The following is a 12462-nucleotide window of genomic DNA, read 5'->3' as shown; positions in this document are numbered from 1 at the left end:
CTCACTCCTCAGACAGGATGTTGATCGTTCAGTACCTCGAGTTGCGCGGGCTCGGTCACTACATCGACCTCGACTTCGGCAGGCGGCTGGTCATCGACCCATTGCCAGAACAATTGATAGCCCACAGCCAGCGCTACCGGACCGATGAACAATCCGATGAAACCGCCGCTGACCATGCCGCCCAAGGCGCCAATCAGAATCACTGGCATGGGTACGTCGACGCCGCGGCCCAGCATCAAGGGCTTGAGAACGTTATCGGCCATCCCGGTGATAAGGCTGTAGATGCAAAACACCACAGAGGCCAGGGTGGTACCTTCGGTGGCGAATACATAGGCGATTACCGGAATGGTCAGAACCACTACCGGCAATTGCATGATCCCCATCAACAGCGCAACCATGGCCAGCAGGCCGGCACCGGGAACGCCCATGAGCACGAAGCCCACCCCGACCAGCATCATCTGGATAAAAGCGATACCGACCACGCCTTGGGCAACCGCACGAATGGTGGCTGTGCACAGTTCGGTAATGCGCGGGCCACGCTCCGGCCCGGAAAGGCGGCTGGTGATGGCCATGGCGCTTCTTTCGCCATTTTGACCGTAGGCCATCAACACGCCGGCAATGATCAGGGCGCCGATAAACAACAGGAATCCCACACCAACGTCGGCCATTTTACCCAACAAGGTCAGGCCGACGGACTTGATGTAGGGCATCAACTTCACCAGCACACTGCTCATATCGGTTGCGGCCTGCATCCAGTAGGTGTAGAGCGGCTTGCCAATGAGCGGCAGGGAAGCGATTTTTTCATTGGGCAGAGGGATTTCCAGCGAATCGGACTTCAGAACAGTCAGAGCGCCTTCGATCGACTCACTGATCGAGGTTCCCAGCAGGTAGATCGGCACCATCAGCAAAGCCAGAGCGACCACCACTATAAGGGTGGCGGCCCGACCGTCTTTGCCGCCAAGTTTGCCCTTGACCTTGGTATGCAGCGGATACAGGGTGATTGCCAGAATCACCGCCCATATCATCAGGTTGAGGAAGGGGTTGAAGATCTGAAAGCAGAACAGCACCAACACTGTGATCAGCCCGGCGCGAATCAGTACATCAAGTAATCCACCGGATAGTGCTCTAGCAGAAATGTTTGTGCGCAACATTGTCTAACTCCTTGCGGTGTCATCAGGCTTAGCCAGCTAGTTAAAGTTTCAAGTCAAATCAACCGAGCATCTGAGCAAGTTTTATGGATATCCGTCTAGCCACTAGTGGCTAGCAAGGCCTGATTTCCATGTAAGGAACTTGAAAAGTCGCACTTACAGAAAGTTCAACAGGTCGTAGACTGGTTTGTAGTATAGGAGCAGTCTCGTTTTCTGCCTGATTAAGCAGAAGGAAATCTAAAGCCTGTGATGGCTTCCTGCTTTTTTTAAGAAAGGATCTGTCAGGAAAGGGACTGACTTTTTGTAATAATCAGCCTTCGGTTTTCGAATATCGTTGTTTGTGACAGGCTTGATTGTCGCTCCGGTTGTTTTTGATTCTGAAAAAAGGACACGCCATGGACCGCTTTCAGGAAATGCAGGTCTTCGCCGCCGTTGCCCAGGAACAGGGCTTTTCCGCGGCGGCGCGACGCTTGGGTCTATCGGCGGCCAGCGTTACCCGGGCGGTAGCAGCTCTGGAAAAGCGCATTGGAACGTTGCTGCTCACACGCACGACGCGCAGCGTGCATTTAAGCGAAGCCGGTCAGCGTTATCTGGAAGACTGCCGCAGAATTCTCGCCGAGGTGCAGGAAGCCGAAGACTCTGCGGCGGGCAGCCACATCCATCCACGTGGGCAGCTGACCATCACCGCGCCGGTCCTGTTTGGGGAGCTGTTCGTCACGCCGTTGATGGTGAGTTATCTGACACAGTTCCCCGAGGTCCATATCAACGCTTTGCTGGTAGATCGGATAGTCAACGTCGTCGAGGAAGGTGTCGATGTGGCTATACGTATCGGTGCACTGCCCGATAGCAACCAGCATGCGATACGGGTGGGGGAGGTGCGGCGAGTGGTCTGCGCGTCGCCAGGTTTTCTGGCGAGCCATGGTCGACCGGAACATCCACAAGCGTTGGCTCAGGCGCCGATCATTGCGACTACTGCTTCAGGTCAACTGCGGAGTTGGCCATTTATCGATGAGGGCGAATCCCTGAGTGTGCGCACGGAGCCGCGCCTTGTGGTGACTGCCAATCAGGCAGCCATTGCCGCAGCTTGCCTTGGGTTGGGGTTCACTCGTGTCTTGTCTTATCAGGTTGCCAGCAAGGTTGCTGCCGGCGAGCTGGAAATTCTCCTGGCCGATTTCGAACTGCCGCCCATGCCCATCCATGTGCTCTATCAAGGTGGACGCCAAGCCCCGGCGCGAGTGCGCAGTTTCGTCGATTTTGCTGTGAAAGCCCTCAGGGCACACCCGGCATTGAGGGCGATATAATTTCGCTAGGTGAAATAAATGATTGCACTTACTGGTTATTCTTTTGTTTTGGTTGCAGGTAGAACATACGACCCAGGACGCTGAACTCGCCTTGAGCAGCGCACCACCCAAGGAGTCGACCATGCAAGCGATCAAACTCTATAACTTCCCACGCTCCGGTCATGCCCATCGCGTCGAACTGATGCTGTCGCTGCTGAAATTACCCACCGAGTTGATCCTCGTTGACCTGGCCAAGGGTGAGCATAAACAGCCGCCGTTCCTGGCGCTCAACGCGTTTGGTCAGGTGCCGGTGATTGACGATCAGGGCGTGGTGCTGGCCGACTCCAACGCGATCCTGGTTTATCTGGCGCAAAAATATGGCGAGGGTCGTTGGCTACCGAGCGATCCAGTGGGCGCTGCCAACGTACAGCGCTGGCTGTCGGCAGCAGCTGGCCCGATTGCATTCGGCCCGGCGCGAGCGCGTTTGATCACTGTGTTCGGTGCCCCGTACAACGCTGAAGAAGTGATTGCTTACGCCCACACCGTACTTAAAGTGTTCGAACACGAACTGGCCGATTCGGCCTATCTGGCCGGCACCACACCGACTATTGCCGATGTCGCTGCCTACAGCTACATCGCCCACGCCCCCGAAGGCAATGTGTCCCTGGATGATTACCCCAGCATTCGTACTTGGTTGGCTCGCATTGAAGCCTTGCCCGGTTTTGTCGGCATGCCGCGCACTGTCGCCGGTCTGCAGAAAACTGCCTGATGCTGGTGGCCCGACCTGTGCGGGCCACCCTCATACTGCGCCGATGGCGCGGGGGAGCAACCCCAATGGACCGTTCACCTTGGCATGCCGGTGAGAAACAGCTGCAGGCGCACGTGGGTGTGGCCGAACGAATGGAAGCCTTCGGTCGTAAGGTGATTCGCAGCGAGATGCCGGATCAGCATCGTAAATTCTATGAGCAACTGCCCTTCATGTTGTACGGGGCGGTAGATGCGCAAGGGCATCCCTGGGCCAGCATTCTTGAAGGGCCACCTGGTTTCGCCTGTTCGCCCGAGCCTGGCCTGTTGCAATTCAACAGCGTGCCGGGGGCCGACGACCCTGCGCTACTGACCGATGGTGCGGCGATTGGCCTGCTGGGCATCGAGCTACACACCCGGCGGCGCAACCGCATCAATGGGCACATCAAGGCCATGACCGCGGCTGGCTTCGGCGTGACAGTCGATCAGTCCTTTGGCAATTGTCCGCAATACATTCAGTTGCGGCAGTTTCATTCTGTGCCGCTGGCTGACCCCTCTACGCGTATCGCGCAACATTTCACCGGGTTGGATGACGCGGCCAAAAGCATGATCGCCGAGGCAGACACCTTCTTTGTCGCCAGCTATGTGGATGTCGATGGCGAGCGTTCGGTCGACGTTTCCCATCGCGGCGGCCAGGCCGGTTTCGTACTGGTAGAAGGCAATCGTCTGACCATCCCGGACTTCGCCGGCAACCTGCATTTCAATACCTTGGGCAATCTGTTGCTCAATCCCAAGGCGGGCCTTTTGTTCATCGATTTCGACTCGGGCGATCTGCTACACCTCAGCGGCCGCACCGAAATCATCCTGGAAGGATCACAGGTCGAGGCGTTTCAAGGAGCTGAGCGACTGTGGATGTTCCACGTGGAACAGGTTGTGCGTCGTCCTGCGGCGCTGGCTTTACGCTGGCGCTTTGACGGCGTGTCACCCACTAGCCTGCTCACCGGCACCTGGGCGCAAACCAAAGCAAGATTGCAGGCCAAGGCGTTGGGCGATCAGTGGCGGCCGTTGCGCGTGGTGCGGATCGAAGCGGAAAGCCACAACATCCGTTCGATTTATCTTGAACCTGCAGATGACGCCGGGTTGCCGCTGTTTCAGGCGGGGCAACATCTGCCGTTGCGGTTCAATATCGCAGGCGAGGTGCATATCCGCACCTACAGTCTGTCGAGCGCGCCGTCGGATGATTTTTTCCGCATCAGCGTCAAGCGTGACGGGCGGGTATCCACGCATCTGCATGAACAGATTCGCGTCGGTGACGTATTGCAAGCGCGGGCCCCGCAGGGGCATTTCACTGTGGCGCCTCATGAACATCGACCACTGGTGCTGTTGGCCGCCGGGGTCGGCATCACGCCGCTGCTGTCGATGCTCCGTGAGGTTGTTTATCAAGGTCTGCGCACACGGCGTATCCGTCCTACCTGGTTTTTCCAGAGTTCGCGGACCTTGGCGGATCAACCCTTTCGTCCCGAGCTGGACCGATTGCTTGATGGAATCGGTGACTCCGTGCGAGTGCTGCGTTTGCTCAGTCAACCGGAGTCCGACGCCCGTGAGGGTGAAGATTTCGACCTGACAGGGCGTATCGATACTGACCTGATCAACAACATGCTCGAAGTGGAGGATTACGACCAAGTGGATTTTGTCCTCTGTGGCCCGGGAAGTTTTACCCAGGGGCTGTACGACAGTCTGCGTGATCTGGACATCCGCGACTCAAGGATCCATGCCGAGACCTTTGGCCCCTCCACGCTACGCCGCAAACCGGATCCGGACGCTGTGCTTATCGAGCAAATTCCGGCCGCCACCGTTTCGGTGCCCGTGGTGTTCCAGCGCTCGGCCAAAGAGGCGCGTTGGCAACCGGGTGGCGGCAGCTTGCTGGAGTTGGCGGAAAGCCGTGGCCTGCACCCGGAGTTCAGTTGTCGCGGTGGCTCGTGCGGCACCTGCAAGACGCGGCTGATCAACGGAACGGTGAATTATCCACAACCGCCTGCTGAGGTCCCCGAGCTTGGAGATGTGCTGATTTGCTGTGCTGTGCCGGCCGAGGGTTCGCAGCCGCTGGTGTTGGACCTATAAGCCGGACAATCACAACTTCATCAGGAGCGAGCAGGCTCGCTCCGACAAAAGCAGTCAGGCGTAAGACAGGGATTTTTCTTCCAGCAGTTCTTCGTACAGCTTCGTCCACTTGCGGCCCATTTCGTCGGCGGTGAACAACTGTCGATAACGGGCTTGTGCCTTGATGCCCATTTCGGCTGCGCGCGTCGGGTTTTCCCACAGCGTGCGCATCGCTTCACGGAAAGCCTGTGGATGACTCGGCGGCACCACCAGCCCGGTTTCGTTGTGGATGTTGATGAAGCTGGTGCCCGTGCCTATTTCACTGGAGATCATCGGTTTGCCATACATCGCGCCTTCAAGCAGCGAGATACCGAACGCTTCGGAGCGCAGGTGCGATGGGAAAACAATGGCATAGCTCAGTTGCAGCAATGCCACCTTGTCCTCGTCACCCAAGCGCCCCAGGAAGTGAATATTGCGCAGCCCCAACGCCGCAGCCTGAGCGTGCAGTTCGGTTTCCAGTGGCCCGGCGCCGACGATCACTACCGGGTAATCCACATCTTTCAAGGCGTCGAGCAGGATGTGCAGGCCCTTGTAATAGCGCATCACACCAACGAACAGAAAAAACTTATCCCCAAGCTTTTGCCGCCAATGCGCCATACGGTCACTGGTGGGCTGTGGATAACCGGCTTTGTTCAGGCCATAGGGGATGACTCGGGTCTTGTCGTGAAACTGCTGCAATACATCACTGGTGTGCAGGTAGTTGGGGGACGCGACGACAATTCGGTCAGCGCTGGCGAGAAAGCGGTTCATCAGTGGCCGATAGAGCTTGAGCAGGTGTTTCTGGCGGATGATGTCTGAGTGATAGGTCACTACGCTCGGTTTGTTCAAGCCATTGAAAAAATGCACCAGGTCCATGAATGGCCACGGGAAGTGGTAATTGACCACGTGCGCTTCGGCGGCCAATTCGCGAAACTTCTTGAAGACGCTGTAGGAAAAGCCTGTAGAAGCGAACTGAATGTCGAGTTTGGCCCTATGGACTTCGTGTTGACCAAGCTGCACCACGGCCGGTGTCGGATCGGCACTGAGGGTCAGGACCTGGCCATCAACGCCGTGCTGGGCACCGCTTTCACATAACTGGAAGATCACTTGTTCGATGCCGCCGACCGAGTCAGGCAGGTACGTCTTGAAAAAATGAAGTACTCGCATTCAACCTCCCATAGCCTGGCGGTAGGCGCGGGCGGTGACCTGCGCGCAACGCTCCCAGGAAAACATCCTTGCTTGTTGTAATCCGGCGTCCGAGCATGCCTGCCAGTGCGCCTGATCGTCGATCAGACGGCGCATTGCATCACGCAAACCGTCTGGATCGTCAGGTTCGATATAGTTGCCGGCAGCTCCCGCGACTTCGGGCATTGCCGAACGCCGGGCCAGAACCACTGGCGTACCGCAGGCCATGGCCTCCAGCACGGGTAGGCCGAAGCCTTCGTAGAGCGACGGAAAAATCAGTGCCCGAGCGCCTGCCAACAACTGCGCGACGTGCTCGTCGGGCAGATAACCCAGCAGGCATACATGGCCGCTGGCCAATGCCTGGTGCAGCTCTTCGCTGAATTGCTCACGCTGCCAGCCAGCCATGCCGACGATCAACAGCGGGTAACGCTGGCGTATGGCGTGCGGCAACCTTGCGTGGGCACGCAGGGCCAGTGTCAGGTTCTTGCGCGGCTCGAGGGTGCCGACGCAAAGGAAGTACTCTCCCGCATCGACGCCATGGGCCTTGAGCACTGCATCGATGGATTCGGGCGCACGAGGATGGAAGCGCGATGCCACGCCCAATGGCGCCACGACGAAGCGTTCAGCCGGCAAGCCGAAATGGAGCTGGGCCTCGTCGGCAATGAACTGCGAGTCGACCAGGATCAGCTTCGCCCGCTGCACACCATCGGCCAATCGCCGTTCGATTTCTCGCAAGCGCGCCGGCGGCTGTGTTTCGGGGTAGTGCAAGTGGGTCAGGTCATGCAAGGTGATGACGGTCGGGCCGTCGAACGACAGCGGCCACAAGCTCGGTTCGTGGTAGAGGTCAATCGGCTGCGTGTGACCTTTATCAAAGCGTTTTTGCTCCAGCCAGCGCCGCGCCTGATAAGCCCCTGGAATCTGCCGCAGCAGCGGGGTCAGTCGGGAATAGCCTGGCATGGCCGCTTTCGGCAGCGCAGAGCTCCAGCCCCAGCCATAGAACAGTGACAGCTCAACATCCGGTTCACGGGCGAGCGCGTCCACCAGTTCGGCGACGTAATGGCCGATACCGGTGCGCGGGGCCTGGAGGATCCGGGCGTTAAGGGCAATTCGCATGTTGACTCTCAGGGACCGGCTGCGGGCTGTTCAGGTTGCGCTCGATCCGTTGTACGAATTGCGCACTCGCCTCGCGCCAGCTCAACCAACGCCATTGCTCGAGGGCAAGCGGTGCCGGAAATTTACCGGACCCTTCCATGTCCATTACCAGTTTGGTCAGGCTCTGCGGATCCGCCAGATCGAAGTACGCCATGTAGTCGCCACCGATTTCCCGGAACACTGGAATATCGCTGCCCATCGCTGGCAGGCCGCGCTGCATGGCCTCCACCAGCGGTAGGCCGAAGCCTTCGACATGGGACGGGAACACCAGCGATGTGGCGTGGGAATAGGCGTGCTCCAGGCTCTTGTCCGAAAGCGTGTTGAACATGAACAAGCGTCGGTTCAGCTCGGGATGTTGACGGATTCGTTCGATCAACGCATCACACTTCCAGCCAATCTTCCCGGCAATGCACAACCTGGCTTTGGACCCGGCTGCCCAGGCACGCTCGAAGGCATCGAGCAGGTAGCCGTGGTTTTTCCGTGGTTCGATGGTGCTGACCATCAGGAACACTGGCTCCGGCGTCTTGAACATTTGCAAGAGGCCCCGATCGACTTCGGAGCGGGCATCGCTCAAGTCCAGTTCGGAACCGAGATGGAAATAGTCGAACCAGCGTTGCTGGACTCGCTGCGTTCCTATCCGGCGCAGCATTTCCTCGCGCACCTGATCGCGGATGGTGGTGGAGATTGCCACATAACCGTCGGCGGTACGGGCGATCCAGTCGAACCAGTCGTTGAATACCTTGACCAGCCCGGCGTCGCAAAACTGCGGATGGGTCAGCGGAATCAGGTCGTAGATGACCGAAACGATGCCGACCCCGTCACGCTTGAGTTGCTCGGCCAAGGGGAAAAAATTGGCGTGCCACGACGAGTCGAGCAGCACCAATTGATCACCGGCCCGATGCTGCAACGGCACGCATCGTTCGGGAATTGGCTTGCCCTTGAGGACTTTGTTGAGCAGGCGCATCGGCAGGCTGAAGCAGGCGAATGCGCCAAGGCGGCAGCCGACATACAGCACCCGCCGGGCGAAATGCGACTGGCTGAAGGGGCGGCGCCGTTCCAGCGCGCGGTGGCGCAGCCAGAATGTGTTGGCCCATTGTTCCAGCTTCACTCGCAGGCTCATCAGATCGACTTTCGGTGTCTTCAACGGGGCCAGGCTGTTCACCTGATAGAGGCCGCCATTGATCATCACCACCGGAATGCATTCGCGTTTTGCACTGGCCGCCGGCAGTTGTTGAATAACGTTGCGGACCACGCGTTGAATGCCCGAGTTAGCCTCCGGATGCTCGAAGACGTAAGTGCACTCCACCAATAATCGGGTCATTGCGACACCTCCGTTTGCACAACGCTTTCACTGGAGCGGGTGATCGTTGTCTGCGCCTGCAGCCACGAGCAGCCGACGAAGTCTTCCTGGCGATTGTTGATCACATGGAAGACCAGGCCGTAATCGCGCCATTCGAAGTTGCGATCCAGGTGCGAATCCAGGCGCGACAGGCTCAAGGCGACCGAATAGTTGCCCTTGCCCAGGCGCATGTCGAAGGCAAAGCGGAAGGTGACGCGCTCACCGGCACTCAGGTCGGTGACGGGTTTGTCCAGGCGATGGGTGTTGATGCCATAAATCGCCTGGCCCAGCCGATCCTTGATCATGAAGCCCAGAATCAGTCGTTCGATGTCCTCCCGAACCTCGGTCTGTACTTCCAGCACCATCGGCTGGCCAACCTCTGCCACTTCGACAGAGCGCCCCTGTGCGTCGAGCAGGCGCACGCTGAGAATCCCGGCCTCACCGGTGCCGGAAATGGTCTGTACCTGGCCGTTGGCGAGCATCTCCTGGCGCACGGTCTGGCCTTCGCGCTGGGCGAGCATGGCGTTGTAGTAATCCATGACCTCTTCGGGTTTGCCATGCATGGCCATGCGCCCGTTTTCCAGGAGAATGGCCGTGTCGCAGATCGACTGGATCGCCGAGCGGTCATGGGAGACGATCAGCAGGGTCGTACCGGCCTTGCGGAAATTGCGGATGCGGTCGAAACTTTTGTGCTGAAAGTAGGCGTCGCCCACCGACAGCGCTTCGTCGACTATCAGGATATCCGGGCGCCGCGCGGTGGCGACACTGAACGCCAGGCGCATCTGCATGCCGCTGGAATAGGTGCGCACCGGTTGGTCGATGGCGTCGCCGATTTCGGCGAAGCTTTCGATTTCCGGCATCAACGCTTCGATCTCTTCAATCTGCATGCCCAGCAACTGGCCGGCCATGAACACGTTCTGGCGCCCGGTAAAGTCCGGGTGAAAGCCCATGCCCAACTCCAGCAATGCAGCCACCCGACCTTCCAGTTGAATCTGGCCACAGGTCGGTTGGGTGGTGCCGGTGATCATCTTCAGCAAGGTGCTTTTGCCCGCACCATTGACGCCGACGATACCGACGGCTTCACCGGGTTTGATCTCGAAATCGACGCCTTGCAGGATCCAGTGAAGGTGATGATGGGTACCGGTAAACGGCACCATCCATTCGACCAGCCGGCTCCAGCGATTCGGGTACTGTTTGTAAGCCTTGCCCAGGCCACTGACGCGTATATGTCCCATCAGAGCTCGTCCACCATTTCACCGACACGCTGACGGAAAAGCCGCAGCGCCATTACGCAGAACAACAGCCCGATCACCATCAACGGGATCAGTGAGTTCCAGTCCGGCCATTGGTTATAGAGAAAGACGTTCTGGTAGCTGTTCATCAGGGCCGTCATCGGGTTGAGCCTGATCAGCTCCTGGATGCCCGACGGCAGGATTGAGACGGGATAGACGATTGGCGTCAGCCAGAACCAGAACTGCAGGCAGATGCCAAAAAGCTGGCCGACATCCCGAAAGAACACGTTGAGAACGCCGAGGATCATCCCCAGGCCGGCGGCGAACATCACTTGCAGGATCAGCAGTGGTATCAGCGCCAGCAATGCCATGCCGGGCAACCGTCCGCTGATCAACAGAAAGCCGAAAAACAGCCCCATGATGATTGCGAAGTTGATGCCGGCATTGAGCAGGGCGATCACCGGCAAGCAGATGCGCGGGAAGCTGATTTTCTTCAGCAGGTTGGCATTCTCCAGAAACATGCTCTGGCTGCGTGTGGTGATTTCCGCGAACAGGCCCCAGGTCAGCAGCCCGGCGCACAGGTAAACGCTGTACGCCAGGCCGTCCTCCACGCCCGGCAAGCGGGCGCGCATGATCTGGGAGAAAATCACCGTGTACACGACGATCATCGACAGTGGGTTGAGTACGGTCCACAGGGCACCGAACAGCGAATTGCGATAGCGCGCTTGAAACTCTCGCTTGACGCTGCCGAGGATGAATCCGCGGTAACTCCACAGCGAGCGGTACAGATTAAGCAGCATTCAAACCGTCCTGCCATATTGGTCTTCGAAGCGGACGATATCGTCCTCTCCCAGGTATTCGCCGCTCTGCACTTCGATGATCACCAGATCAATCACGCCCGGATTTTCCAGGCGATGCTTGTGACCGGCGGCAATGAAGGTCGACTCGTTTTTCGCCACCAGATGGGTACCGGTGCCGTTGTTGGTGACCTTGGCCATGCCTTCGACAACCACCCAGTGTTCATTGCGGTGGTGGTGCATTTGCAACGACAACTTGGCGCCAGGCTTGACCACGATGCGCTTGATCTTGAAGCGCGGGCCTTCCTCGAGCACGGTGTAAGTGCCCCATGGCCGGCTGACGGTGCGGTGCAGCCGATAGGCTTCGTGTTGTTTGTCCTTGAGTTGCTTGGCTACCCGGCGCACGTCCTGGGCGCGCTCGGCGTGGGCCACCAGCACCGCGTCGGCGGTGTCGATGATGATCAGGTTATCCACACCCACCGTGGCCACCAACCGGTCCTCGCTCTGGACGAAGTTGTTGTGGCTGTCGATAAAAGTCGCATCGCCGCTGCTGCGGTTGTTCTGCGCATCGGCCGGCACCAGTGCCGCAACTGCATTCCAGGAGCCGATATCGCTCCAGTCGAAACCGGCGGGCACCACGACCACTTTGTCCGAGCGCTCCATCAAGGCGTAGTCGATGGATATGTCGGTGATTTCAGCGAACAGTGCTGGCGACAACTCCTGTTGCAGGCAGCCGCTGGTCTCTACGGGAACGCTTGCTGCCATGCAGGCTTGCGTCTGCGCCAGCAGGTCGGGAGCGTGGATCTGCAGCTCGGCCAGCAGGGCCGTCACCGAGAAGCAGAACATCCCGGAATTCCACAGGAAGTTACCGCTTTCCAGGTAGTGGGTCGCGGTTTGCAGGTCGGGCTTTTCGACGAAGCGCTGCACTCTGGCCGCACCTTTGCCGTCCAGAGCTGCACCGGCCTCGATGTAGCCGAAGCCGGTTTCCGGGGCGGTCGGCACCACGCCGAACGTCACCAGGAATCCATCCCGGGCCAATGCCACGGCGTGCTCGACCGCTTTCTTCAATGCGGCTTCATCGAGGATCAAATGGTCGGCCGGCATGACCACCATGATCGCTTCATCGCCGTGCAGCGCTTGCAGTGACAGCGCTGCGGCTGCGATGGCCGGGGCGGTGTTGCGGCCGGTCGGCTCGAGCAGAAAATGCCCGCGATGCCGGGCCAGGTGTGCGCCCTGGTAGTGATCCTTGCTCTGGAAGTAATAGTCGCGGTTCGTGACCGTGACGATTTCGCCACGACCATCGAGCAAACCGGCTGCACGCCGATAAGTCTTGCCCAGCAGCGACTCGCCGTCGGGCAACATCATGAATGGCTTTGGGTGGCCTTCACGGGACACAGGCCACAAACGCGTACCGGCACCGCCGGAGAGAATCACGGGAATCAGCAT

10 protein-coding genes are annotated in these 12462 nt (G+C 58.8%); 3 read left to right on the top strand and 7 right to left on the bottom strand.

The features are described from left to right. Positions 1–8: 8 nt before the first annotated feature. Positions 9–1151: an AI-2E family transporter gene (locus AC07OG_RS02050; RefSeq protein WP_495066094.1), complete on the bottom strand. Its 1143-nt coding sequence runs from the start codon at positions 1149–1151 to the stop codon at positions 9–11. Between the two features lie 392 nt (positions 1152–1543). Between AC07OG_RS02050 and AC07OG_RS02045 the strand changes: the two genes are divergently transcribed. From AC07OG_RS02045 to AC07OG_RS02035, 3 genes are all read left to right on the top strand, one after another. Beyond that, complete coding sequence (locus AC07OG_RS02045; RefSeq protein WP_218423470.1) at positions 1544–2449, top strand: LysR family transcriptional regulator; 906 nt, start codon at positions 1544–1546, stop codon at positions 2447–2449. A 121-nt stretch (positions 2450–2570) separates the two neighbouring features. Then, entirely contained in the window at positions 2571–3197 is a 627-nt protein-coding gene (locus AC07OG_RS02040) for a glutathione S-transferase family protein (RefSeq protein WP_218423471.1), read from the top strand. 65 nt (positions 3198–3262) lie between these two features. Then, entirely contained in the window at positions 3263–5293 is a 2031-nt protein-coding gene (locus tag AC07OG_RS02035) for a 2Fe-2S iron-sulfur cluster-binding protein (protein WP_495066093.1), read from the top strand. A gap of 54 nt (positions 5294–5347) precedes the next feature. Here the strand turns inward: AC07OG_RS02035 and AC07OG_RS02030 are convergent, their stop codons facing one another. Genes AC07OG_RS02030 through AC07OG_RS02005 form a run of 6 tightly spaced genes read right to left on the bottom strand, consistent with a single transcriptional unit; the run spans position 5348 to position 12462 of the window. After that, complete coding sequence (locus AC07OG_RS02030) at positions 5348–6478, bottom strand: glycosyltransferase family 4 protein (protein WP_495066092.1); 1131 nt, start codon at positions 6476–6478, stop codon at positions 5348–5350. Further along, positions 6479–7609 (bottom strand): glycosyltransferase family 4 protein, encoded by a 1131-nt coding sequence (locus AC07OG_RS02025; protein WP_495066091.1) that lies wholly within the window; start codon positions 7607–7609, stop codon positions 6479–6481. Beyond that, a complete protein-coding gene (locus tag AC07OG_RS02020; RefSeq protein WP_218423475.1) occupies positions 7593–8969 on the bottom strand; it encodes a glycosyltransferase family 4 protein in 1377 nt (458 codons plus the stop codon). The genes AC07OG_RS02025 and AC07OG_RS02020 overlap by 17 nt, the downstream gene beginning before the upstream one ends. Then, complete coding sequence (locus AC07OG_RS02015) at positions 8966–10222, bottom strand: ABC transporter ATP-binding protein (protein WP_495066090.1); 1257 nt, start codon at positions 10220–10222, stop codon at positions 8966–8968. The genes AC07OG_RS02020 and AC07OG_RS02015 overlap by 4 nt, the downstream gene beginning before the upstream one ends. Beyond that, positions 10222–11019, bottom strand: coding sequence for an ABC transporter permease (locus AC07OG_RS02010; protein ID WP_060540256.1), 798 nt, complete (start codon positions 11017–11019; stop codon positions 10222–10224). Before AC07OG_RS02010 ends, AC07OG_RS02015 begins: the two co-directional genes overlap by 1 nt. Beyond that, positions 11020–12462, bottom strand: coding sequence for a mannose-1-phosphate guanylyltransferase/mannose-6-phosphate isomerase (locus AC07OG_RS02005; protein ID WP_495066089.1), 1443 nt, complete (start codon positions 12460–12462; stop codon positions 11020–11022). It abuts the gene before it with no gap.

It is taken from the genome of Pseudomonas sp. GW821-FHT09H03 (genome assembly GCF_059415945.1).
The sequence above is the reverse complement of the archived record's forward strand: the minus strand, read 5'-3'. Positions and strand labels throughout refer to the sequence as shown.

Bases quoted from the DNA above. Each gene is read 5' to 3' on its own strand.
- AC07OG_RS02010 (WP_060540256.1), bottom strand. From the start codon at position 11,019: ATGCTGCTTAATCTGTACCGCTCGCTGTGGAGTTACCGCGGATTCATC.
- AC07OG_RS02050 (WP_495066094.1), bottom strand. From the start codon at position 1,151: ATGTTGCGCACAAACATTTCTGCTAGAGCACTATCCGGTGGATTACTT.
- AC07OG_RS02020 (WP_218423475.1), bottom strand. From the start codon at position 8,969: ATGACCCGATTATTGGTGGAGTGCACTTACGTCTTCGAGCATCCGGAG.
- AC07OG_RS02030 (WP_495066092.1), bottom strand. From the start codon at position 6,478: ATGCGAGTACTTCATTTTTTCAAGACGTACCTGCCTGACTCGGTCGGC.
- AC07OG_RS02015 (WP_495066090.1), bottom strand. From the start codon at position 10,222: ATGGGACATATACGCGTCAGTGGCCTGGGCAAGGCTTACAAACAGTAC.
- AC07OG_RS02040 (WP_218423471.1), top strand. From the start codon at position 2,571: ATGCAAGCGATCAAACTCTATAACTTCCCACGCTCCGGTCATGCCCAT.
- AC07OG_RS02045 (WP_218423470.1), top strand. From the start codon at position 1,544: ATGGACCGCTTTCAGGAAATGCAGGTCTTCGCCGCCGTTGCCCAGGAA.
- AC07OG_RS02025 (WP_495066091.1), bottom strand. From the start codon at position 7,609: ATGCGAATTGCCCTTAACGCCCGGATCCTCCAGGCCCCGCGCACCGGT.
- AC07OG_RS02005 (WP_495066089.1), bottom strand. From the start codon at position 12,462: ATGCTGATTCCCGTGATTCTCTCCGGCGGTGCCGGTACGCGTTTGTGG.
- AC07OG_RS02035 (WP_495066093.1), top strand. From the start codon at position 3,263: ATGGACCGTTCACCTTGGCATGCCGGTGAGAAACAGCTGCAGGCGCAC.